General features: G+C 66.7%; 28 protein-coding genes. 17 read left to right on the forward strand and 11 right to left on the reverse strand.

From position 1 onward, the window contains the following. Positions 1 to 151 precede the first annotated feature (151 nt). The 17 genes from RBS12_RS19000 (at position 152) to RBS12_RS19080 (ending at position 9651) form a co-directional block, all read left to right on the forward strand. The gene (locus RBS12_RS19000) at positions 152 to 646 is read left to right on the forward strand and encodes a hypothetical protein (RefSeq protein WP_307967730.1); all 495 of its coding nucleotides are present in this window, start codon (positions 152 to 154) and stop codon (positions 644 to 646) included. A 751-nt stretch (positions 647 to 1397) separates the two neighbouring features. After that, positions 1398 to 1619 (forward strand): hypothetical protein, encoded by a 222-nt coding sequence (locus tag RBS12_RS19005; protein WP_307967731.1) that lies wholly within the window; start codon positions 1398 to 1400, stop codon positions 1617 to 1619. 52 nt (positions 1620 to 1671) lie between these two features. Further along, positions 1672 to 2583 carry an ArdC-like ssDNA-binding domain-containing protein gene (locus RBS12_RS19010; RefSeq protein WP_307967732.1) on the forward strand — a complete coding sequence of 304 codons (912 nt, stop codon included), beginning with the start codon at positions 1672 to 1674 and terminating at the stop codon, positions 2581 to 2583. A 184-nt stretch (positions 2584 to 2767) separates the two neighbouring features. Further along, positions 2768 to 2995: a hypothetical protein gene (locus RBS12_RS19015; protein WP_307967733.1), complete on the forward strand. Its 228-nt coding sequence runs from the start codon at positions 2768 to 2770 to the stop codon at positions 2993 to 2995. 58 nt (positions 2996 to 3053) lie between these two features. After that, on the forward strand, positions 3054 to 3287 hold the full coding sequence (locus RBS12_RS19020; RefSeq protein WP_307967734.1) for a hypothetical protein: 234 nt from the start codon (positions 3054 to 3056) through the stop codon (positions 3285 to 3287). Between the two features lie 90 nt (positions 3288 to 3377). Continuing rightward, a complete protein-coding gene (locus tag RBS12_RS19025; protein WP_307967735.1) occupies positions 3378 to 3614 on the forward strand; it encodes a hypothetical protein in 237 nt (78 codons plus the stop codon). A gap of 147 nt (positions 3615 to 3761) precedes the next feature. Further along, positions 3762 to 4562: a ParA family protein gene (locus tag RBS12_RS19030; RefSeq protein ID WP_307967736.1), complete on the forward strand. Its 801-nt coding sequence runs from the start codon at positions 3762 to 3764 to the stop codon at positions 4560 to 4562. Continuing rightward, the gene (locus tag RBS12_RS19035; protein ID WP_307967737.1) at positions 4559 to 4942 is read left to right on the forward strand and encodes a hypothetical protein; all 384 of its coding nucleotides are present in this window, start codon (positions 4559 to 4561) and stop codon (positions 4940 to 4942) included. Before RBS12_RS19030 ends, RBS12_RS19035 begins: the two co-directional genes overlap by 4 nt. 151 nt (positions 4943 to 5093) lie before the next feature. Then, complete coding sequence (locus RBS12_RS19040; protein WP_307967738.1) at positions 5094 to 5459, forward strand: hypothetical protein; 366 nt, start codon at positions 5094 to 5096, stop codon at positions 5457 to 5459. A 66-nt stretch (positions 5460 to 5525) separates the two neighbouring features. Further along, entirely contained in the window at positions 5526 to 5807 is a 282-nt protein-coding gene (locus RBS12_RS19045; RefSeq protein ID WP_307967739.1) for a hypothetical protein, read from the forward strand. A 69-nt stretch (positions 5808 to 5876) separates the two neighbouring features. Next, on the forward strand, positions 5877 to 6143 hold the full coding sequence (locus RBS12_RS19050; protein ID WP_307967740.1) for a hypothetical protein: 267 nt from the start codon (positions 5877 to 5879) through the stop codon (positions 6141 to 6143). A gap of 93 nt (positions 6144 to 6236) precedes the next feature. Beyond that, the gene (locus tag RBS12_RS19055; RefSeq protein ID WP_307967741.1) at positions 6237 to 6422 is read left to right on the forward strand and encodes a hypothetical protein; all 186 of its coding nucleotides are present in this window, start codon (positions 6237 to 6239) and stop codon (positions 6420 to 6422) included. Beyond that, positions 6403 to 7386 carry an ATP-dependent DNA ligase gene (locus RBS12_RS19060; protein ID WP_307967742.1) on the forward strand — a complete coding sequence of 328 codons (984 nt, stop codon included), beginning with the start codon at positions 6403 to 6405 and terminating at the stop codon, positions 7384 to 7386. The genes RBS12_RS19055 and RBS12_RS19060 overlap by 20 nt, the downstream gene beginning before the upstream one ends. 739 nt (positions 7387 to 8125) lie before the next feature. Continuing rightward, positions 8126 to 8386, forward strand: a complete 261-nt coding sequence (locus RBS12_RS19065; protein ID WP_307967743.1) for a glutaredoxin family protein — start codon at positions 8126 to 8128, stop codon at positions 8384 to 8386. 56 nt (positions 8387 to 8442) lie between these two features. Continuing rightward, on the forward strand, positions 8443 to 8955 hold the full coding sequence (locus RBS12_RS19070) for a single-stranded DNA-binding protein (protein ID WP_307967744.1): 513 nt from the start codon (positions 8443 to 8445) through the stop codon (positions 8953 to 8955). Positions 8956 to 9055: 100 nt separating this feature from the next. Next, positions 9056 to 9418, forward strand: coding sequence for a hypothetical protein (locus RBS12_RS19075; protein ID WP_307967745.1), 363 nt, complete (start codon positions 9056 to 9058; stop codon positions 9416 to 9418). After that, positions 9415 to 9651, forward strand: a complete 237-nt coding sequence (locus RBS12_RS19080) for a hypothetical protein (RefSeq protein WP_307967746.1) — start codon at positions 9415 to 9417, stop codon at positions 9649 to 9651. Before RBS12_RS19075 ends, RBS12_RS19080 begins: the two co-directional genes overlap by 4 nt. A 270-nt stretch (positions 9652 to 9921) precedes the next feature. On the opposite strand, the gene RBS12_RS19085 is transcribed toward RBS12_RS19080, so the two are convergent. The 11 genes from RBS12_RS19085 to RBS12_RS19135 all read right to left on the reverse strand — a co-directional run bounded on the left by RBS12_RS19085 (position 9922) and on the right by RBS12_RS19135 (position 19743). After that, the gene (locus RBS12_RS19085; protein ID WP_307967748.1) at positions 9922 to 10101 is read right to left on the reverse strand and encodes a hypothetical protein; all 180 of its coding nucleotides are present in this window, start codon (positions 10099 to 10101) and stop codon (positions 9922 to 9924) included. 98 nt (positions 10102 to 10199) lie between these two features. After that, positions 10200 to 11132, reverse strand: a complete 933-nt coding sequence (locus RBS12_RS19090) for a hypothetical protein (RefSeq protein WP_307967749.1) — start codon at positions 11130 to 11132, stop codon at positions 10200 to 10202. Next, positions 11129 to 12178, reverse strand: coding sequence for a DNA methyltransferase (locus RBS12_RS19095; protein WP_307967750.1), 1050 nt, complete (start codon positions 12176 to 12178; stop codon positions 11129 to 11131). Before RBS12_RS19095 ends, RBS12_RS19090 begins: the two co-directional genes overlap by 4 nt. 198 nt (positions 12179 to 12376) lie before the next feature. Continuing rightward, the gene (locus RBS12_RS19100) at positions 12377 to 12775 is read right to left on the reverse strand and encodes a VOC family protein (RefSeq protein WP_307967751.1); all 399 of its coding nucleotides are present in this window, start codon (positions 12773 to 12775) and stop codon (positions 12377 to 12379) included. A 64-nt stretch (positions 12776 to 12839) separates the two neighbouring features. Further along, positions 12840 to 13652, reverse strand: a complete 813-nt coding sequence (locus RBS12_RS19105; protein WP_307967752.1) for an AAA family ATPase — start codon at positions 13650 to 13652, stop codon at positions 12840 to 12842. Then, positions 13649 to 15043 carry a Mu transposase C-terminal domain-containing protein gene (locus tag RBS12_RS19110; protein ID WP_307967753.1) on the reverse strand — a complete coding sequence of 465 codons (1395 nt, stop codon included), beginning with the start codon at positions 15041 to 15043 and terminating at the stop codon, positions 13649 to 13651. The genes RBS12_RS19105 and RBS12_RS19110 overlap by 4 nt, the downstream gene beginning before the upstream one ends. Before the next feature lies 1 nt (position 15044). Continuing rightward, the gene (locus RBS12_RS19115) at positions 15045 to 15647 is read right to left on the reverse strand and encodes a recombinase family protein (RefSeq protein WP_307967754.1); all 603 of its coding nucleotides are present in this window, start codon (positions 15645 to 15647) and stop codon (positions 15045 to 15047) included. Positions 15648 to 15844: 197 nt separating this feature from the next. Then, positions 15845 to 16843, reverse strand: coding sequence for a carbohydrate kinase (locus RBS12_RS19120; protein ID WP_373886563.1), 999 nt, complete (start codon positions 16841 to 16843; stop codon positions 15845 to 15847). After that, positions 16840 to 17880 (reverse strand): NAD(P)-dependent alcohol dehydrogenase, encoded by a 1041-nt coding sequence (locus RBS12_RS19125; RefSeq protein WP_307967756.1) that lies wholly within the window; start codon positions 17878 to 17880, stop codon positions 16840 to 16842. The genes RBS12_RS19120 and RBS12_RS19125 overlap by 4 nt, the downstream gene beginning before the upstream one ends. A gap of 19 nt (positions 17881 to 17899) precedes the next feature. Further along, positions 17900 to 18787: a carbohydrate ABC transporter permease gene (locus RBS12_RS19130; protein ID WP_307967757.1), complete on the reverse strand. Its 888-nt coding sequence runs from the start codon at positions 18785 to 18787 to the stop codon at positions 17900 to 17902. After that, positions 18784 to 19743, reverse strand: coding sequence for a sugar ABC transporter permease (locus RBS12_RS19135; protein WP_307967758.1), 960 nt, complete (start codon positions 19741 to 19743; stop codon positions 18784 to 18786). Before RBS12_RS19135 ends, RBS12_RS19130 begins: the two co-directional genes overlap by 4 nt. Between the last annotated feature and the right edge of the window lie 44 nt (positions 19744 to 19787).

A 19787-nucleotide genomic window follows, 5' to 3' on the forward strand; every position in this document is an offset into this window, starting at 1 on the left:
CCCCCCCGCCCCCCCCCCCCCGCGACTCGCCACAGGCGAGAATCGCCCGCTGACGCTGTGGCCGCTCCACCGGACGCCAGCCACGACGATGACCCGGCGGGCCGCCTCTGCCGAGGTCTGTCACCGTGCGCCAGCGCTGCGCTGTTTGAGCGTGCGCGACGTCGCGGCCGTGCTCCGGCCGTTCTTCATCGCCGGATGGTGTGCCAGCGACGTCCTCCACGCCCTCGACTGGCGTCCTGACGGGACGCGCTGGCCCCACGACGGCGCGCCGACCTGGGCGGATACGAGCCGAGTGCGCGGCTGGCTCCGCTACCGCCTCGCCGGCTGGACCCGCGACGGCGAACCCGTACGCTCCCCCGAGCAACGCAGGCAGGCCGCCCGCACGGCCCAGGCCATCGAACGACGACGCGTGCTCGAGAAGCAAGCCGAGCACGCCGCCCGGCTCGACCAGGGCGACTCCCCGGAGAAGGTCCGCGCCCTGGCCACGATCCGGGCGATGTTCGCAGAAAGCCGCCGCAAGAAGACCGCCAAGCAAACCCCGGAAGTTTCCGCTGTTCGGGTTTGGACACCGTTGCATCAGCCAGCCCTGGAAGTGCGGCAGAGCTCGGGATACGAAGCACCCCTCGTTAACCGCAAGTGCAGCTGACACTTACCCCAAACTAGGCAGCGTTAATCTAACCGGCGCGATCATGATTGTGTCGCTAAGAAAGGCGAGTATTGGTCTAAACGAAGGAGGACCCGTTGCAGCGGGCCCTCCAACTCCGGCCAATGCCAGAAGCAGCGCTCCCTGTTGGAAGCGTGTCGTCGTTACAACGCCACGATACGGCGATCTCGGCACGATATCCAACACGCGGGGCGCGGTCGCGGCCTGAAAGGAGTAACCGTGCCACGACAACCTGAGCCGAAGTTTGCCGTCTGGCTCGCCGTTTTGCGGTTGGCCCGACTCGTCACCGAGCTCGTGATCGCCTTTGTAAACAGCAACTGAGAGGTGGCCTGTCCGACGTGTTCGGGCAGGCCACCAGTTCGCCTTGAGTATGCAACTCGAAGCCGCACCAACCTTAGCGCCAGACATTTCAGGAATTCACAAGCCGCCCCTAACAGCTGCAAGGTCCCCATGGTCCAGGCCTGAGCTGCCGGCCCACCCCGCCGTCGTGGTCGTCGTTCTTTGGCTTAAGACGAGGCACTGGGCGGGCGGTGCGTGTGGGCGCGAGCGAGGGAACCGGCGGCCGGTCCTCGCCTTCTAGGACGGCCTCATTCCGCGGACACCCGGACAGCTCACCACGCGGACGGACCTACCAAGATTCCCCGAAAAGCCCGGAAAATCAAGGAATCCAGTTTGCCCACCAACACCACTTATAGTACTATTAGTACTGAGCCCACCAAGAGAGGAAGACACAATGGAGCAGGCCCAGAGCGCATGGACCATCCGGACCGCGGCTGCGAACCTGACAGCCGGGACCCGGTTCGTCTTCGGCCCCGAACTCGGAGGCGAAGGCCAGACCCTCACCGTGGCCTCGGCCACGAGCCTCTTCGGCACTGTCGCCGTCGCCACCGAAGAACTCGACTTCGACGTCGAGCTGGCCGCCTCCCAGTGGGTCACCCTCTCCCCCGCCGAATGACCCGCACAAAAGACAACTAATAGTACTGTTACCACCATTGGAGGCAATAGAGATGGCACGCAAGGTCACCACCCGCAAGAGCCCCGAGGAGCGCCGGGCGCAGGCCGAGGCCCTGCAGGCATCGATCGCGGAGCAGGTCGAGGAGCTGCGCGGCTCGGAGCAGTGGCAGCTCTTCCTGGACTTCGCCCGCAGCTTCCACAGCTACAGCCTGAGCAACGTCCTCCTGATCCTCGCCCAGTGCCCCACTGCCACCCGCGTCGCAGGCTTCCGGCAGTGGCAGGAGAAGGGCCGACAGGTCCGCAAGGGCGAGAAGGCCATCCGGATCTTCGGCTTCCGCCAGAAGAAGGTCACCGACGAGGAGGCGCCCGAGGGAGAGGAGGACGCCGAGACGAACGAGAAGGGCGAGCGTGTGGTGACCTACTACCCCGTGCTGAGCGTGTTCGACATCTCCCAGACCGACCTCACCGACCCCGAGGCCGGCGACCCTTCCCAGATCGCCCGCCGCCTCGAGGGCGAGGAGCCCCGCGGCATCCTCGCCGCGGCCGCCGACTGGCTCACCGGGCAGGGCTGGAGCTTCGAGCGCGAGCAGATCCCCGGCAGCGTCAACGGCTACACCACCACCGACGGCACCCGGCGCGTCGTAGTCGACGCCGACCTCTCCCCCGCACAGGCCGCCAAGACCGCCCTCCACGAGGCCGCCCACGTCATCCTGCACGCCGAGGAGGACCACGCCGAGTACGTCCAGCACCGGGGCATCAAGGAGACCGAGGCAGAGAGCGTGGCCTACGTCGTCGCCGGCCTCCTCGGACTCGACACCACCGCCTACAGCATCGGCTACGTCGCCGGATGGAGCCAGGGCGAGGCAGAGGCCATCAAGGGAACCGCCGCCCGCGTACTGCGCGCAGCGCACACCCTCGCGGACGCCATCACCGCGCCCGCCGAGCCCGGCGAAGACGCAGCCTGACCAACCCTAATAGTACTATTGCCACCTTGACCTGAATGGGTGGCAATAGTACTATTAGTACTGAAAGAGGGAATCGAGGCCTTAGGCGCGAGAGCCCCGACGCCGAGCATCGAAGCCCCGAGCACTGAAGGCAGACCGCCAAAAAGCCACTAATAGTACTCTTACTACCAAGAGAGGTATTAACATGGCAATGCAGACAGTCGCCCCCAGCTCCCCGCTCAGCCGGTTCCTGGAAGCCTGGGGCCGCGACCTCGCCCTAGACCTCGCCCAGCAGCTCACCTGCACGGAGGCGGAGGCCATAGCCGAGCTCTTCGAGGCCTGCGGACACACCCACGAGGCCGCCGCATGGCTCGAGAACCACAGCCGCGCCGACGAGGAAGGAGACCGCCACCACCAAGGCGCCAGCGCCTAGAAACCACGTGGGGCCCCGCCCGGGGCCCCACAACCAGCACAAGGAAAGGCGAACCACCATGGCCGCAACGACCGACCTGCACATCGGACAAACCGTCGAGTGGTACGACATACCGATTGGAGGATGCGCCACGGGGACCATCGAGAGCGTCTCCCACCGGACGGGCTGGGTGACCGTGCGCCTGAACGCGCCGTACACGCTCGCCCCGCGCAACGACGGCTCCGGCGCCCTCGCCCACGAGGACGTAACCCACATCACCATGCGGGCGCGCGACCTTACGCCCCGCGACTAGGCCCAAGCGGGCCACGGGCACCACTAATAGTTCTCTTAGTACTAAGAGTCCCAGTACTCTTAGTACTAAGAGAACTGAAAGGACCAGCGAATGCAGACCATCACCGTCCACCGGCTCGCAGACCTCCGCAGGGGAGACCGGATCATCGGCTACGACGGGCACGTGTACGTCGGCCCCCGGACCGTCGCGAGCCCGCTCGGCCCCATCGAGCCCGGATCCCCCGTACACGGCGTGAGGCTCGAGGCACCCGGCGGACAGGGCGTCATCGAGCGGGTGCTTTACCCCTCCCAGATGGACGGCCGCCCCATCGAGGTGGTCAGGCCCTAGGGCCTTGCGCCACCATTCCCAGCATCAGTACTAATAGAGTCAGATGCGACACAGGGCGACCGGCCAGCCCGCCCAGGCCGGGCGTGGCGCGGCCCTGATCGACAGCGCCGCGCCACCAACAGTACTGTTACCAGCAATGGAGGCATCATGACAGCTCGAATCTTCGCCCTGTGCAACCAGAAGGGCGGCGTCGGCAAGAGCACCACGGGTTTCCAGCTCGCCCGCGCGGCCGTGCGGCGCGGCTCCCGCGTGCTCGTGGTCGACCTCGACCCCCAGGGCAACATCACCTCCACGGCTGCCGCCGAGGACGTGCCCGACGACCAGGCCGGCCTTGCCGATGCACTCAGCGCTCGCGCCGACGAGACGCTGCGCGACGTCATCGTGCCCGGCGTCTGGGCCGGCCTGGAAGTCGTGCCAACCAGCGGGGAGACGCTGGGCTTCGTGCGCGACGAGCTCGTCATCGCAGGGGCCGGCCGCGAGGGCAGGCTGCGCGAGGCCCTGGCCAGCGTCATCGAGGACTACGACCTGATCCTGATCGACTGCGCCCCCAGCCTGGACCAGCTCACCATCAACGGCCTGACGGCCGCCCACGGCGTGGTCATCGTGACCCACTCGAAGCAGTGGAGCCTGTCCGGGCTCGCGCAGCTCCTGAAGACGATCGACAGCGTGCGCCAGTACTACAACCCCCTGCTGCGGATCTGCGGCGTCATCGTCAACCAGCACGAGGAGCAGACCATCGGCGGCAAGTACTGGCTGGACGAGCTGAACGCCGCCGCCAAGGAGCGGGGCCTGAGCGTCCTCGCCCCGCCCATCCCCAAGCGCGTCGCCATCGCGGACGCCACCGAGGCAGCCCGCGGCCTCGACGAATGGGGGACCGCCGACGCCGCCGCGCTCGGCGCGATCTATGCCGAGCACCTCGCAACACTGGAAGGAGCAAACGCCTCATGAGCGCCCGCCCCGCACCCCGCAGGTCGAGCCTGGCCGGGTCGAGCCCCATCGCCCCGCCAGCCGCACCGCAGCCAGTGGCCGAGCCGCCCACGCCTACGGCCGCGGCCTCCGAGCCAGCCGACCCCGGGCGGCAGTCGGCCCGGGCCAAGACGAAGTACCCGCCCAAGACCAGCTTCTACCAGGAACCCGAGGACACCGACCGCATGCGCGCCGCCCTCCTCCACACGCTTGTCACCGAAGGGTCGCGATCGCTCTCGAAGTTCATCAACGACGCCGTCATGGCAGAAGTCGAACGCCTCGAGCGCAAGTACAACCACGGCAAGCCGTTCCCCCCGGTCAAGGCCCGCGAACTGCCCCAGGGCCGGCCGATGGGGGAGTGAAGACAAGGGACGGCCTTGACAAGCCCACCGCATGGGAATGGCGTCCCTCTGCCTCTCTTAGTACTAAGAGTACTAAGAGAGGCAGAGGGACGCCTTCCCCCCCGACCTGATCAAGCCGTACGGCGCGCACCGCCATGGAAGGATCGGAGCCATGCGCCTCCTTGCCGACGTCATCGCCGCGGCCGCCGACGCCAGGCACTCGACCCCGGCCCAGATCGACTACGCCCTCGCCAGCGGCGCGAGCGACGCCGAAGTGCGCGCGATGCTCGTCTCCGGGGCGACCCACCTCGCCATGCAGGAGATGCCAGGGAACCACCCCGAAGGACTCACCCTGGCCCTCGTCGGCCGCCGCGAGGAGATCCTGGCCGCCGCGATGGGCGGGCTCGAGCTGCGCCGCCTCGAGGCCTCCGTGCTCGGCTACCGCGTCCTGGACGAGGGCGACGACGAGACGCCCGCGGCCGTCGTGTACGCGGACTCTGGATCGACCGGAGCCGACTGGGCCGACACCCTCCTCTGACACCCCGTCCGCGGCCCCCTCTCAGTGGATACTTGCTGTCACCGACCGAAGATGAGGGGACAGATCATGAGCGAAAGCGAGCGGGGCATACGCACAGAACTACGGCGTTCCTCGGAAGAGGGGCACGCCGGCTTCGGGGCAGGGTCCGGGGACACAGAGCGGTACGAGTATGCCTGCCCTTGCGGGAAGGGCTCGGTCGTCGAGGAACACGACAACATCCCCGGCTTCCGGCAGCACGACGTGAATCTCTACTGCGCGTCTTGCAGGGATGAGGGATGGGACTTCGTCCCCGGCCGGGGCGTCCGCGGTTGGCGGCTGGAGCAGCGGACGGGTGCGCCCGAGGCGTGAGGCGGGTACCTATAGAATGTCTGTTCACACGATATCCACACATGTGAACAGACGTTCTATCTTTGGTGTATGTCCACCCCGCGGCGCGACCGGCTGTACCCGCGTCCGCACAAGACAAGGCACGCATGGTTCCTCGAAAACGACGAGCCCGGAACCCAGCCGCGCCAAGCCCTCATCGTGTCCTGGCGACGCCACAGCTACCAGTGGCACGCGCGGATCCTGTACTGCGTCGACGTCGAAGGGGAGCCCGACCCAGCCGTGATCGAGCGCTGGGTGCCGAGGGAGGCGCTGCGACCGGTACGGGCCGACCCCAATGCAGCCTTCGGGCTCCGATGAGCGCCGACTTCGTGCTGCGGTGGCTCGGCCGCTCGGCCTGATCCCACAGCGAGGACGGGGGCTTCCGGGTCCACACTGGTGGTGGAGGCTGAAATGTCCGGTGACATCGACGATCTGAACAGGCGCGTGCGCGACGAGCTCCGCGGGACCGAGGCGGGCCAGGATCCCTGGGCAGGCATCCGTCTCATGCGCCTCAACGAGGAGCGCGAGTTCCGCAGAGGAGAGGACGAGAAGCCGTCTGTGCCCGAAGCGGCCAGCGATGACGGCCGGACGGGCTGAGGCGCTCGGCGGGGCCTTCGACCTCGCCCTGGCCAGGGCCATACCCGCGATCCCCGACGCGCCGGGCCTGCAATTCGAGCCCAAATGGGACGGCGTAAGGGCCGCTGTCGTGATCGCGGACGGACGCACCCGGATCTTTTCCCGGAACGGCGCGGACCTCACCGCATCGTTTCCTGAGCTCGAGCAAGCCGCCGTCGCCCAGATCCCGGACTCGACGGTCGTCGACGGCGAGATCGTCTCCTGGGGCGACGGGCGCCTGGACTTCGACGCGGTGCTGCACCGCCTTTCCGCCGGCCCGCTTCTGGCCCGCCGTCTCGCGGCCGCGCACCCGGTGAACTTCGTCGCGTTCGATGTCCTGGCCGTGCTCGGCCGCGACGTGCGCCAGCTCCGCATGTCCGACCGGCGCCGGCTCCTCGAGGGGCTCGCCGCGGGGTTTGCCCCGCCGATGCAGATCTCACCGGCGACCCTGGACCGTGAGCTCGCCCTCCAATGGTGGGACGAGCTCGCCTGCACAGGCGTGGAAGGCATCGTCTCGAAGGCCGACCAGCCCTATCGGACCGGCCGTTCCTGGCTCAAGACCAAGAAGTACACTCCGTCCGATGCGGTCGCGGCGGCCGTGCTCGGGCCACGGCCGAGGCCGCGCCAGCTCGTCCTCGGCCTGTACGACGGCACGGGCAGGCTCAGGGTGGCCGGAAGAACCGGGCCGCTCACGGCCGCGCAGGCGGCCGCGATCGCGCCGTTCCTGCACACGCCGGTCGGCGGCCACCCGTGGCCGGAAGTAGTTCCCCCAGGCTGGTTCGGCCGCTTCGCGCGCGACACCGGCCCAGTACACCTGACGCTCGTGACGCCGCTGGCCGTGGAAGTGTCCGCGGACGCCGCGAGGACCGGGACCGCGTATCGGCATCTCGTCCGCTTCATCAGGCCGAGGCCAGACACTGACCCCGTGACGCTCCGGACAGGCTAGCTCCCGTCCTGTCGGCGCAGCCGGCGCTCCCTCGACCTCCGGCTCTTTCATCGAAGAGCGTCCTTGCCGGAGCCCGTATCGGCGAGGCGTCCCGACTCGAGCGCCCACTCGCGCCGGCCGCCGTGGTCCCCTAGCTGTGGCCAGGGGAGAAGCGGGCTCAGACGAAGGTGAAGTGCCCCGGCCGGAGGACTTGGGGGGTGTCTCAGACGGCCGGGGTCACGCAAGGCACACTAGCAGCCGCTTATACCACGTAGAGACCAGGACGTTTCCCATGGTCCAGGCCTGAGCCGCCCGCCCCACCGAACCGCCGCGCTCACCGCTCTTGGGCTTAAGACGAGGCACTGGGAACACGTCGTGCGGCTGCCGCTGGCAGTAACCAAGGACCGGGGTCGGGTCCAGAGGCGGCTCTATTCCGAGGACCAGGTGCGGGTGGCTATTCGCCGGAAGCTGACGGGCCAACCACGCGCGAAGATCACCGAAAATCATATGAATAAATCCCGGAAAACCCTTACATAATCATATGATTATCGGTAGACTGGACACATTAGGACGGGACGAAGGGGGCGGGGAAATGAGCAAGATCCTCGACAGCAAGGCAGCGATGTGGATCGTCTTCGGGATCGCGATCGCGGCGAACGCTGCGGCCGGGATCCTCAAGGTCATCGAAGCCTTCGCCCGCTGACCCGAGACAGATTGAACCCTTACTAAAACCGACACGAAACTCAAGGATCTGATCCCGATGACCATCACCATCTACACCAAGCCCGGATGCTTCGGCTGCACCAAGACCGAGGAGAAGTTCCGCGAGGCCGGCATGACGCCCGGTGTGGACTTCCAGGTGATCGACCTGACCCAGACCCCCGAGGCCATCGAGTACGTCACCAACGACCTCGGGTACTCCCAGGCCCCCATCGTCGTGGTCGACGAGCACGACCACTGGGCCGGCCTGAACCCTGTGCGCATCAAGGCCGTCACCGACGCCTTCAAGACCGACAACTGAATACCGCAGTACCGACCCGGCAACACCAAAACCAACACGAAAAGAGGGCAGCCGAAATGGCTGGAGACACCACCATCACCGTGATCGGGAACCTGACGAACGACCCCGAGCTGAGGTTCACTCCCAGCGGGTCCGCCGTCGCGAACTTCACCGTCGCGTCGACGCCGCGCACCTTCGACCGCCAGGCCAACGAGTGGAAGGACGGGGAGACCCTGTTCCTGCGCGGGCAGGTCTGGCGTGAGTCGGCCGAGAACGTGGCCGAGTCCCTGACCAAGGGTATGCGCGTGATCGTTTCCGGACGCCTCAAGAGCCGGTCCTACGAGACCAAGGAAGGCGAGAAGCGCACCGTGATCGAGCTCGAGGTGGACGAGATCGGCCCGAGCCTCCGCTACGCCACAGCCAAGGTCAACCGCGTCCAGCGCGGCAACGGCCAGGGCAGCCAAGGGCAGACACCCGCACGCCAGGGCGCCGGACGCCAGGCCGCACCCCAGGACGACCCGTGGGCGACACCCCACCAGGAGCCAGCCGGTAGCTGGGGCAGCGGCCCGGACACCGAGCCGCCGTTCTGATCAACCAGGCTGGGGCGCCGGCTCGGCGCCCCAGCCCCCTCAGTGTCAGATGACAGCCCTAGAATCCGGCCCAAGATCGCCTTGAATGAGGAGAACCAACATGAGCGAAGAAACCCCTGCCGTCGTCCAGGAGGCCGACGCGATCTATGAATCTGTCCGCGCGATCTGCCATGACAGCCGCACCCACCCGGCGCCCACGGTGTACCGGGTCTTGGGGAACCTGAAGGGTGCCTCCGGGCACATGCTGGCCCAGGCGCTGCGCCAGCTCGCCGCGGGCCTGGAGCGGTCCCTGAATGAGTACGACGTCTACGAGGACGACGGCCGGAACCCGGCCGAGTCGGTGGCCACGGCCGCCGAACACATGCGCGCGGCCGCCACCCTGGCCTCACAGCTGGGGGAACACCTGGCCGAGGCGCAGAACGCGATCGCGGGGCAGGGGTACCGGACGGCCGAGGAAGAGTGAGCAAGGAGAAGCCGGCGTCGTTCTCTCCGTACTTCCGCGTCGAGGACGCAGACCAGGTACGAGCGGCATTCGAGGCCGTGGGGGAGCAGGAGAAGCACAGCTCGATCTCGGAGCTGATTGAGGCGGCAACGTTGCGTGAGCTGAAGCGGCTGCAGCGCAAGTACAACGCTGGCAAGCCCTGGCCCGGAGTGCCTGCGAGCCCCGGCCGGGCAGGGCGGCCGCGCAAGATCTAACCCGAGGACATGCGCGCTGATCCGGAAGCGGTCAAGGCCGTGGACCGTGTGGTCCGGCAGGGCCGCGCCGACGAGGACCGCCAGCACCGGGACCGGCAGGAAAATGGAGACGTGCGATGAGTGCATCGATTCTGGAGACGCCGGCGCCACCTACCACTGCTTGCCCTGTGGCCGATGGTGGGGTTATTTGTTGGCAGCGCCCGACCCTGGCAGGGCGAGACCCTGCCAGGACAGGGGCTCGGCGCCGAGCCTGGACAAGGCCCTAAGTGTTCAGGCGTCGACAATTTCAGCTTGTGTGAAGATGAAGTCCTCGTCTGGGTGGATCCTGCATGCGAACTCTCCAATGACACGGTGCCCGTTGACTTCTCTCACGCTCCACACCTCTTCTGGAACGGCGAAGATGTTCTTCCCGTCGTTACACGCCCTGCACCCCAAGTCCATGATTGCCATGCTGTCGACAATACGCCCCCAAAGCGCCCACGTTGCTTAATCAGGCCACCGTAAGCCCTAGAATTGTGAGAAGAGCTGGGGATTCTTAGGATCGCAAATTAGTCGTGTAGTAGGCCGCCGATCCGGTCGAGCAAGGCGAGTATTTCCTCTGCTGCCGAGGGAGCGACTTTGTTCACATGGCGCGAGAGCGCATCTTGAAGTGCCTCCTGAATTTCCTCCGGGACGGCGTTGTCGCTGTGCCTACGCAAGAACAGGATCCAAGCCTTTACCGGAATCCCAAGGATTTCATGTTGCTCCGCGCGAGCGATAAAGTCGTCCATCAGCGGTTTGGCGCGTGGAAGGCGCCCATAGTTGCCGCCGCCATCGTAGTTCGGCACAGCCAGAACCAGGTCAGCCTTCCCGGGGTACGGTCCTGCGTTTGGTGGATACACGATCCCCGTGTCGCTTGACGTATCACGGACATGCTGCCACCAGAAGTCCCGGTACTCGGCCGCGTACCGGGCGCTTTCCACCCACGGTTCCGTTACCTGAGCGACACCGGCAACCGCGTTGCTCAGATGCCACGGAACCACGCAAAGCAAGTCGTGCGGAGCGCAGGCGGCTGGGGTTACCTGATATCGGAGGCTCGGCACGCCTTCCTTTGAGAGTAGCCACCAACCCTTAAGCTCGATGCCGAGTGCTATATCGGGCTCCCCGACATCTCTACGGACGAGGCGTACGTCCGGGAACGATTGGCTTGAACGTTCGAAACGGTAGCCGAGCCACTCGTTTTCCGGGTCCCACATGTCTCGCAAGCTATTGAGAGTTCGAACAACCTCAACTTCTATGCCGGCGCCGAGGAGAGTATTTAGGTTGAAGAGATCTGTTGCGTTTACCCCGGAGATTGGATTGTCGAACGAGAAATCGCCGGGCAGCGCCAACAAAGCGCTCCTGACCCGCTCTTGGAGGACTGTCTTCGGATCCGATGGGTCGAGTTCAAGTCGTTCCGGTTTTACGCTTCTTGCCACTCGCTCCCATTCTTCTAGGCTCACGCGCTCACCTCGGTGCTGTTAGCGGTGCGACCGACCGCCTCTTCGAGGCGGGACTTAGCGATGTCCTGGAACGTTGGATTTAACTCGGCGACATAGGCGCGGCGGCCAAGTTCGACGGCGGCGACTGATGCGGACGCGAGGCCGCCAAAAGGTTCCCACACGACATCGCCTCGCGTCGTGACGGCCTGGACTTGGCGGCGCATGAACTCCAAAGGCTTCTGATTCAGATGCGACGCAGACTGCACGGAGGGGTTGTGCACTCGAGGTGCCGAACGCTCCAGGGTGCCTTTGAAGCGCTCACTGCCGTGCAGCGGCGGTCTCTGCCACACGTTGGTCAGCCCGTGGACATGGCTCCATTGGTATCGAAGAACGTCCCATTCTTCGGCCGTCACGGAACGCTCGCCGTCGACCGAATAGTAGGGTCTACCGGCTCGAATTCCATGTTCGTTCGCGTAGGCAGCAAGCCGCTCGACCATTTCTCCTGGAGGCCAGTACCAGAGCCAATCTTGAGTCAGGTATTTTCGAGTGGCGGCGTTTTTAACTCCGCACGCCTCATTGGCTTTGTACAGCGGGATGCCTGCCCGCTGCCATTCGTATCTGAGCCAGGGTTTGACGTCCATTGCACCGTCGACCGTGTCGATCATGAACCGACGCTGGTACAGCACTGAGACTTCCGACACCACTGGAAACCTTCGGATTGTCCGACCATTCACGTTTCCAGCAACATGGGCGATGCCTTTGTCCCAGGTCACCGTCTGGACGTAATCCCAACCATGGGCCTCCAGAAGGGGATGGACAGTCGCCCAGCCGATTTCAGTGTTCCAGAACCAGAGTGTGGTTCCCGGCAGTGCTGCGCGATCCCAGGCAGCGACGTGCGGCCGGTACCAGTCCACCAGACCCTCGACCCCCGTCGTATCTCCGTGGAACCCACGGACGCCGTAGGCGCCGTCGGAGATGATCGTGTTCGGTGCAGGCCACTTCCCGTAGGCCTTGAGCACGTTCCCCTTGTGCAAGGTGAACGGCGCTCGGATCGGCGTCACTGTCATACCGGCAGATTATCGGTTGTGATCGTTCGTCCTTGCCTCCTTGGCCAGAAGGTTCCGGGTGTGTTCGTAGGTTCTGTGGTTGCCACCGGGCCCGGGTGATCTGGCAGTAGTCGTTCGGACCGTAAACGGCCGTTACCTGTGGATTTGATCGCTCGGTGGCGGTGTTCTGTGATCGGTTTGTGGCGGTGTGCCGTGGGATCAATCCAGGGGCGTGGGACTGCCTGGGTCCTCGGCTAGCGCTGCTTCGTAGTCCTCCCGCGACTGGAGAATGCAGAAGTGGTTGCCGCCCGGATCGGCCATGACGGTCCAGCTTTCCTGTCCGGACTGACCGATGTGGGCGATGGAGGCTCCGAGCTCGAGTGCGCGGTCGATGCAGGCGCGCTGGTCTTCGGGGCGGAGGTCCAGATGGATCGCGCTGGCCGAGGGCGGGCTCGTCGATGGCTGGATCAGGAGTGTCGGGCCGCCGTCCCCGACGAGCATCACGGAGTCGCTGTTGTTAGGCGCGACCCGGTAGCCGAGCAAGTCGCGCCAGAACCGGGCAACATCCTTGGGGCGGTCGGTCTTGAGCGTGACCGTCGCGATGCTTATTGCGATCATGGGACGATTCTTCCGGGAGCGACGCCGCGAATGCCACCACGATGTAGCTGCGGACTACCCGCAGCTAGTTGCCGATGACGAGGATGCTGGCGGCAGCTTCGATGACGTCGTCGGTGATGGTTTCGAGCTGGTTGATCTTGAGTACTCGTTGAATCTGCGGGAAGAGGCGCTCGAGGAGGCGGAAGTTGCCGCGGGTGATCCGTTCGATTGCGGCGATGGCTTGTGCGTCGGTGAAGTCTTCGGGGTCGAGGGTGCGTCCGAGGCGTTTCCAGTGGCGGTCGAGGACGAAGAGGAGTTCGTCTCGGCCGAGTGCGCGGTAGCGATGGGAGAAGCCGAGGCGGCTGTAGAGCTGGGGGTAGTGGCGGAAGCGTTGGTCTATGCCGGGCATGCCGATCAGGATGATGGCCAGGTGATGGCGGTCGTGCTTGTCTCGGAGGAGTTCGAGCGCAGTTGGTGTGAGGCGTTCGGCTTCGTCGATGATGAGCAGTTCGACCCACTTGCCGGTGTTGATGGTGGGGCCTCCGGTGACCTTGCCGATGAGGCGCTGGTGCTCGTCGATGCAGATCCCGATCCTGGTTTGCAGTTGGTCGATTTCGCGCATGAGGTCTTTGGGCCTGGGTATCACTTCGGGGGTGTAAACGACGGTGCGGGAGCGGTTGGCGGCCGCGTAGTGCTTGGGGTCTGCCTCTTCGCTGCGTGGTCCCCATCGGGTGACGAAGAGCTCGAGGGTGTCCCAGTGTGCATAGCGGCGTGCCGATTGGGTCTTGCCTACGCCTGCGTCGCCGTGGCAGATGCCGATGGTGCCCTCCTTGCGCACGGCGTTGGCGAACTCGGTGAAGCGGCGGTGTTCCTTGGTGACGATGAAGTCGTTGCTCATTGCTCGTCCTCTTCGTAGGTTCGCAGCTTCACGCGGCGTGCCACGGGTGCGGCCCTGGGGGCGGTGGGCTCTTCGTGGGCCGCGGCGCGTGGGATGCGGTCATTGATCTCCTTGCGCAGCTGGCGGCGTCTGGCCCGGCGGGCGGTCTCGATCTCGCGCAGGCTCAGGCGCTGGTTCGGGTGGGTCTCGTCGATGGCGGCGCAGATGAAGGTGTCGTGGTCGTAGACGCGGATCTCGGAGAGGTCGCGGGGGTCGTACCGGATGGTCACCGGCTTGCGGACGAACGGCGCCAGGGTTGGCGAGTGGTAGCGCTGGCCTTGGAAGTGGATGCCGTCGCGCTGCACGGTGCGGTGCTTGGGGACGGTCAGGAGCAGTCCGTCGAGCTCCTCGAGGGTCTCGGGCATGCGCGGCAGCCAGCCGTCGGCGGTCCATGCCTTCTTCGGGCTGGTCCCGAGCTCCCGGTGGGGGCGCTCGTTGTATACAGAGATGAAGTCGGCCATAGCCGCGTCGAGGGCAGCCAGGTCCAGGACCGGTTTCGGCGCCCTCGCTCCGGGGGCGAGTTGCCCGGGGAGGGCAGCGAGGAGCTCGGTGTTGACGGTGCCGAAGAAGCGCTCGACCTTCCCACGCCCCTGGGGCCGGCCGATCGTGGAGTAGATGAGGCGAATCTTCAGCGCGACCGCGGTGTACTCGAGGTGGTGGCTGGTGAAGTCGCTGCCGTGGTCGACGTGCAGCACATCCGGGACGCCGCACATCGCCCAGGACGGGTCGGTCTTGCGCCAGATCGCCTGCCGCAGCGCCAGGGCGGTGTTCATCGCCGACGGCGCGCCGGTGAAGACCGTGTACCCGCACACCGCTCGTGCGTAGTCGTCGATCACGACCGTCAGCCACGGCCGCTCCGGCTTGCCGTCGGCGCCGACGATGAGGATGTCGAGCTCGGTGTGGTCGGCCTGCCACGCGGCGTTCGGCCTCTCGGCCCGGCGACGGAACACCAGCTCGTGCCGATCGCGGTAGGCCGTAGGCCCCTCCAGCGCCAGCGTCACCAGCGCGGGGTCGAGGCCGCGGACGATCGCGCGTACGGTTGCGTAGCTCGGGCGCGGAACCTGAAGCCGGTCCGCCTCCGCCATTGCGAGGCGGTGCAGCGTGGCGATGCCGGGGCGCGGCCTTGTCAACGCAAGGCCCTCGACGAACGTCACCAAGTCCCCGGCCGTGCGTCGGGTCCCGGAATCAACCCGCACCCGGGTTTGGAGTGCGTCGATGCCGCCGGCCTTGTAGAACTGGTGCCAGCGCTGGAGGGTGCGCAGCCCGATGCCTGCGTCCCGTGCCAGGGCCGTGAGCGGGATGCCGTCCTCGACGTGGAGCCGGAGGATGTGCCACCGCTGCAGCCCACCCATGTCAGGCCCGTTCGGCCCCGGCAACACGTGAACGTTCTGCGAGCTGGTGGCGGTACAGCGTCGCCCTCGACCAGCCGACCAGCTTCGCGGCGTCCTCTGCTGTGCGGCCCTTCGACCTGGCGTCGGCGACGATCGCGAGCTTCTCCGCCACCACATCAGGATTCAGCGGCGGCCGCCCGAACCGGGTGCCATTCTGCTTCGCAGCCGCGATGCCCGCGTTGACACGCTCGGCAATCAGCTCGCGCTCGTACTCGGCCAGGGTTGCGAGCATTCCCAGCATCATCCGTCCTGACGAGGTCTCCGGGTCGATCCCGTCCGAGACCGACTGGATCTTCATCCCGCTTTCGCGCAGCAGGTTCACGGTGTTCAGGACATCGATCAGGGAGCGGCCGAGACGGTCGATGCGCCAGACCACCACGGTGTCCCCGGGCTCGGCGTAGTCCAGCAGTCGCTTCATCCCCGGTCGCTGCACCGCAGTCCGGCTGCCCGAGGTTACGTCGGAGAAAACGTCCCTCGGCTCTACCCCGACGCCCCGCAGCGCATCGAGCTGCAGCCGTGCGTCCTGGCCGACGGTGCTCACCCGCGTGTACCCCAGAAGCCTCACCCGCCCAGTGTGCCCCACAAACCCCCGAAAACACCGCACCTGAGGCAGATTTCGACGAGACGTGTTTCCAAGACATCAGAGGCCTTGAAAAGCCGGCATACGCCCGAGGGGAGAGCCATGATCATGCGGCGTCTCGTCAAGCTGTAGATTTCCAAGGCACGGTTCTTGGTCGTCGCGGCCGCGATGACCGTAGGCGTTCAGGCCGGTGTGCCCGTCATGGGGCCGAGGTCGCCCAGCCCTGGGAGGTCGGCTCCGGGGCGGGAGCAGGTGAGTGCGGCCGCGTTGGTGGCGTACTCGATAAGGGCCGCGAGACTCTCATGGTCGAGGCGGCGGAGCTGGTCCCTCTTGGAGGCGCCGAGCAGGTCGAGCTGGGCCAAGCCTGCGATGAGGGCCGCCATGAAGGAGTCGCCCGCGCCGACGGTGTCGGCGACGGTGACCGCCCGCGCGGGCATTTCGACCCTTGCGGTCCGGGTCAGGGCGATGGGGCCGAGTGCTCCCCGGGTGACGGCGATGAGCGCGGGCCCGGCGTCGAGCCACGCCGCCAGAGTCTCGTCGAGGGTCCGGTTCGGGTAGAGCCAGAGGAGGTCTTCGTCGCTGGCTTTGACGATGTCGCTGCTTTGGACGAAGACCTCGGCCTGACGGCGGGCGATGGTGTTGTCCCCGACGATGGATGGCCGGCAGTTCGGGTCGTAGCTTATCGTCGCGTTCCGTTGGGCGGCCTGCACGAGGGAATGGACGGTCTGGTCTCCGGGCGGGAGCATCGTGGCGATCGATCCGGTGTGGACGTGGGCGGAGTCCTCCGTGCTCGCGAGGGCTGCGAGGGCGGCGTCGGCGATCTCCCACGTGAGCGAGAAGGTGTACGTGGCGGCCCGGTCTGCACCGAGGGTTGCGGTCGCTGTCGAGGTGGGGCCGACCCCGCCGTTGACGGCCTCCACGCCGTTGGCGGCGAGGTGCTCGGCGATCGAACGCCCATGGGCGTCCTCGCCGAAGTGGGTGACGAGGCGCGTGGCCAGTCCGAGGCGCGCGCAGCCTATGGCGACATTCAGGGGGCTTCCCCCGACGTGTTCGGACACGCGCGGGCTCCCGCCGTCCGCGCCGTCCGCGTGGATGATGTCCATGAGTGCCTCGCCGATCACGCTGATGCGGGCGGGAGCGCCGCCGGGCGAGTGGGCGTGCGGTGTGTTCACGGGAGTCATTTGCCGGGGTAGACGACGGCCTTGAGCTGGCCGGGCTGCCTGCCGGCGTTGAGCGCGTCCTCGGCCTGGTCGAGGGCGAAGCGGCCGGTGACGAGGACGTCCAGGTCGACCTTGCCGTCGGCGACCAGCTGGATGGCCAGCGGCCAGGTGTTCGTGTACCTGAAGACGCCGGAGAGCCAGATCTCCCGGTTCTGGATGAAGGACACGGGGAGCTCGACGTCGTCGGCCCCGAGGCCCACGAGGATGACCTTTCCCGCGGGGGCGACGGCCTTGATACCGGTGCGGACGGCGGGGGCCGCGCCGGAGGCGTCGATGAACGCGTCGACGTCGAGGCCTTCGACGCTGTCGGCCTTCGGGTTCAGGGCGTGGGTCGCGCCGTGCTGGAGCGCGAAGGCCAGGCGGTCCTCCGCGATGTCCGTGACATATACCTCGGCCGCGCCGAAGGCGCGGGCGGCCTGGGCGGCGATGATGCCGATGGGACCGGCGCCGGCGATGAGGACGCGGCTGCCGGGGCGGATCCCGGCGCGTTCGCAGGCCCAGATCCCCACGGAGAGCGGCTCGATGAGCGCGGCGGCTTCGTCGCTGACGCTGTCGGGGATGGCGTAGGCGAAGTCGCTCTGGATCTTCACGTATTCGGCGAAGGCTCCGTCGATGGGCGGGGTGGCGTAGAACTCGACGTCCGGGCAGAGGTTGTACCGGCCGGCCTTGCACTGGGCGCAGGTGCGGCACGGGCGCTGGGGTTCGACGGCGACCCGCTGTCCGATGCGGGAGGGGTCCACGTCCTTGCCGACGGCGGCGATCCGGCCGGAGAGCTCGTGGCCGAGGATCAGCGGGTGGTCCACGATGTAGGGGCCGATCCGGCCGTGCTCGTAGTAGTGCACGTCGCTGCCGCAGACGCCGACGGCCGCGACCTGGACCAGGACCTGATCGTCGTCGGGGGCCGGGACGTCGAGGGTTTCGAGGGCGATTTCGCCCTGACGCCTGAGCACGGACGCGCGCATGGTCGTGGGAGGTGCCGAGAGGGCGGTGGTGGTCATGAAGAGATCCTTTTGCGAGTTACTTGACGGCGCCGAGCGAGAGGCCTTGGACGAGCTTGTCCTGGGCGGCGAATCCGGCGACGAGGACGGGAAGGGATACGGCCACTGCGGCGGCGCAGACCTTGGCCAGGAACAGGCCCTGGCTGGTGACGAAGCTGGTCAGGAATACCGGGGAGGTGTAGGCGGCGGTGCTGGTGAGCACGTTGGCGAACAGGAGCTCGTTCCAGCTGAAGATGAAGCAGATCAGCGCTGTCGCGGCGATCCCGGGCCCGGAGACGGGGATGATGATGCGCCGGAAGATCGTCAGGAGCCCGGCGCCGTCGATGGAGGCGGCCTCGAGGATCTCGACCGGGACCTCGGAGAGGAACGAGCGCATCATCCACACGGCGATGGGCAGGTTCATCGAGGTGTACAGGATGACGAGCAGCAGGACGCTGTCCAGGAGCCCGGTGGACTTGGCGATCAGGTAGATCGGCAGCAGTCCGGCCACGACGGGGAGCATCTTGGTAGAGAGGAAGAAGAACATCACATCCGACCACTTCTTCACCGGCCGGATCGAGAGGGCGTACGCGGCCGGGATGGACAGGGCCAGGACGAGGAGGGTGGAGATGACGCTGGCCATGGCCGAGTTAAGCAGCGGCGGGATCGGGGAGGCGCCGCTGCTGGCGCCGAAGAACTCCGCGTAGCCGTCCAGCGTCAGGGGCGCGAGCAGCGATGGCGGGTTGGTCGCGGCGTCGGTCTCGGCGTGCAGGGAGGTCAGGACCATCCACGCCGCGGGGGCGACGAAGAGCAGGCCCACGGCCCAGGCCAGCAGCCCGAGCAGGAGCGTGGCCGACTTCCGTCTCCGTGCGGTCCGGGAAATGGACACGCTGGACGTTGACCTGGCGTGCGTTGCGGTGGTGCTCATCGGGTTTCCTCCTTCAGGAGCGTGGAAACGGTCCGCAGTGCGAAGGTGGCCAGCAGCAGGGAGCCGATGACGATGACGACGCCGGCCGCGGAGGCGGCGCCGTAGTCGTGGGCCAGGAAGAACGTCTGGTAGATGCTGTACGGGAGGTTGGCGGTGCCCAGGCCCCCGGAGGTGATGGTGAAGACGGCGTCGAAGTTCTGCACGATGTAGATCGAGCCCAGCAGCGCGGCGAGCTCGAGGTACCGGCGCAGGTGCGGCAGGGTCATGAACCGGAAGAGCTGCCACGTGCTGGCCCCGTCGATCCGGGCCGCCTCGATCACGTCCAGCGGCCTGGACTGCAGGCCGGCGAGCAGGATGAGCATCATGAACGGGGTCCACTGCCAGACCAGGTCGACCTCGATCGCGCCGAGCGGCTGCATGGAGATCCAGTCGGGCTGCGGCGCCTGGAACCCGAAGACGCCGCCGACCCAGTTCAGGATGCCGTTGAGCAGCCCGTACGAGGGGTTGAACAGAGCGTGCTTCCACAGCAGGGCCGATGCCACCGGCACGATCAGGAACGGGGTGATCAGGATCGTGCGCACAATGCCGCGTCCCCAGAAGTGCCGGTCCAGCAGCAGCGCGATGCCCAGGCCGAGCACGAGGCTGACCAGGACCACGACGACGGTGAGCACGATCGTGGTGAGCACCGAGTTGCGCAGCGATTCGTCGGTGAAGACGCTCACGTAGTTGTCGAACCAGCCGAACTTCACGTCGTTGGGGTAGAGGGCGTTCCAGTCGAAGAAGGAGATGACGACGGTGACCACGAACGGCAGCTGTGTCACCGCGATCATGAAGACCAGGGCCGGCAGCAGCGGTGCCCGGCGCGCCCACGCCGCAGCCCTTTCGAAGCCCGCCTTCCTGCCCGGGGCGGGCGTCGAATTCCGCCGGCCGGTCTTGACGGTCGATGCGATGGCCATGGTGCACTCCAATGTCTCTGTCCCGCTGATGTCCAGTCCCCCTC

The sequence above is a fragment of the Sinomonas sp. ASV322 genome (genome assembly GCF_030908245.1).
Classification (GTDB): Bacteria; Actinomycetota; Actinomycetes; order Actinomycetales; family Micrococcaceae; genus Sinomonas.

What these genes read in the sequence shown, in the direction of transcription:
- RBS12_RS19050 (WP_307967740.1), top strand. Translation starts at nt 5,877, where the DNA reads ATGTCCACCCCGCGGCGCGACCGGCTGTACCCGCGTCCGCACAAGACA.
- RBS12_RS19055 (WP_307967741.1), top strand. Translation starts at nt 6,237, where the DNA reads ATGTCCGGTGACATCGACGATCTGAACAGGCGCGTGCGCGACGAGCTC.
- RBS12_RS19110 (WP_307967753.1), bottom strand. Translation starts at nt 15,043, where the DNA reads ATGGGTGGGCTGCAGCGGTGGCACATCCTCCGGCTCCACGTCGAGGAC.
- RBS12_RS19040 (WP_307967738.1), top strand. Translation starts at nt 5,094, where the DNA reads ATGCGCCTCCTTGCCGACGTCATCGCCGCGGCCGCCGACGCCAGGCAC.
- RBS12_RS19130 (WP_307967757.1), bottom strand. Translation starts at nt 18,787, where the DNA reads ATGAGCACCACCGCAACGCACGCCAGGTCAACGTCCAGCGTGTCCATT.
- RBS12_RS19015 (WP_307967733.1), top strand. Translation starts at nt 2,768, where the DNA reads ATGGCAATGCAGACAGTCGCCCCCAGCTCCCCGCTCAGCCGGTTCCTG.
- RBS12_RS19070 (WP_307967744.1), top strand. Translation starts at nt 8,443, where the DNA reads ATGGCTGGAGACACCACCATCACCGTGATCGGGAACCTGACGAACGAC.
- RBS12_RS19030 (WP_307967736.1), top strand. Translation starts at nt 3,762, where the DNA reads ATGACAGCTCGAATCTTCGCCCTGTGCAACCAGAAGGGCGGCGTCGGC.
- RBS12_RS19100 (WP_307967751.1), bottom strand. Translation starts at nt 12,775, where the DNA reads ATGATCGCAATAAGCATCGCGACGGTCACGCTCAAGACCGACCGCCCC.
- RBS12_RS19095 (WP_307967750.1), bottom strand. Translation starts at nt 12,178, where the DNA reads ATGACAGTGACGCCGATCCGAGCGCCGTTCACCTTGCACAAGGGGAAC.
- RBS12_RS19025 (WP_307967735.1), top strand. Translation starts at nt 3,378, where the DNA reads ATGCAGACCATCACCGTCCACCGGCTCGCAGACCTCCGCAGGGGAGAC.
- RBS12_RS19135 (WP_307967758.1), bottom strand. Translation starts at nt 19,743, where the DNA reads ATGGCCATCGCATCGACCGTCAAGACCGGCCGGCGGAATTCGACGCCC.
- RBS12_RS19060 (WP_307967742.1), top strand. Translation starts at nt 6,403, where the DNA reads ATGACGGCCGGACGGGCTGAGGCGCTCGGCGGGGCCTTCGACCTCGCC.
- RBS12_RS19120 (WP_373886563.1), bottom strand. Translation starts at nt 16,843, where the DNA reads ATGACTCCCGTGAACACACCGCACGCCCACTCGCCCGGCGGCGCTCCC.
- RBS12_RS19125 (WP_307967756.1), bottom strand. Translation starts at nt 17,880, where the DNA reads ATGACCACCACCGCCCTCTCGGCACCTCCCACGACCATGCGCGCGTCC.
- RBS12_RS19005 (WP_307967731.1), top strand. Translation starts at nt 1,398, where the DNA reads ATGGAGCAGGCCCAGAGCGCATGGACCATCCGGACCGCGGCTGCGAAC.
- RBS12_RS19010 (WP_307967732.1), top strand. Translation starts at nt 1,672, where the DNA reads ATGGCACGCAAGGTCACCACCCGCAAGAGCCCCGAGGAGCGCCGGGCG.
- RBS12_RS19105 (WP_307967752.1), bottom strand. Translation starts at nt 13,652, where the DNA reads ATGAGCAACGACTTCATCGTCACCAAGGAACACCGCCGCTTCACCGAG.
- RBS12_RS19035 (WP_307967737.1), top strand. Translation starts at nt 4,559, where the DNA reads ATGAGCGCCCGCCCCGCACCCCGCAGGTCGAGCCTGGCCGGGTCGAGC.
- RBS12_RS19085 (WP_307967748.1), bottom strand. Translation starts at nt 10,101, where the DNA reads ATGGCAATCATGGACTTGGGGTGCAGGGCGTGTAACGACGGGAAGAAC.
- RBS12_RS19045 (WP_307967739.1), top strand. Translation starts at nt 5,526, where the DNA reads ATGAGCGAAAGCGAGCGGGGCATACGCACAGAACTACGGCGTTCCTCG.
- RBS12_RS19075 (WP_307967745.1), top strand. Translation starts at nt 9,056, where the DNA reads ATGAGCGAAGAAACCCCTGCCGTCGTCCAGGAGGCCGACGCGATCTAT.
- RBS12_RS19065 (WP_307967743.1), top strand. Translation starts at nt 8,126, where the DNA reads ATGACCATCACCATCTACACCAAGCCCGGATGCTTCGGCTGCACCAAG.
- RBS12_RS19020 (WP_307967734.1), top strand. Translation starts at nt 3,054, where the DNA reads ATGGCCGCAACGACCGACCTGCACATCGGACAAACCGTCGAGTGGTAC.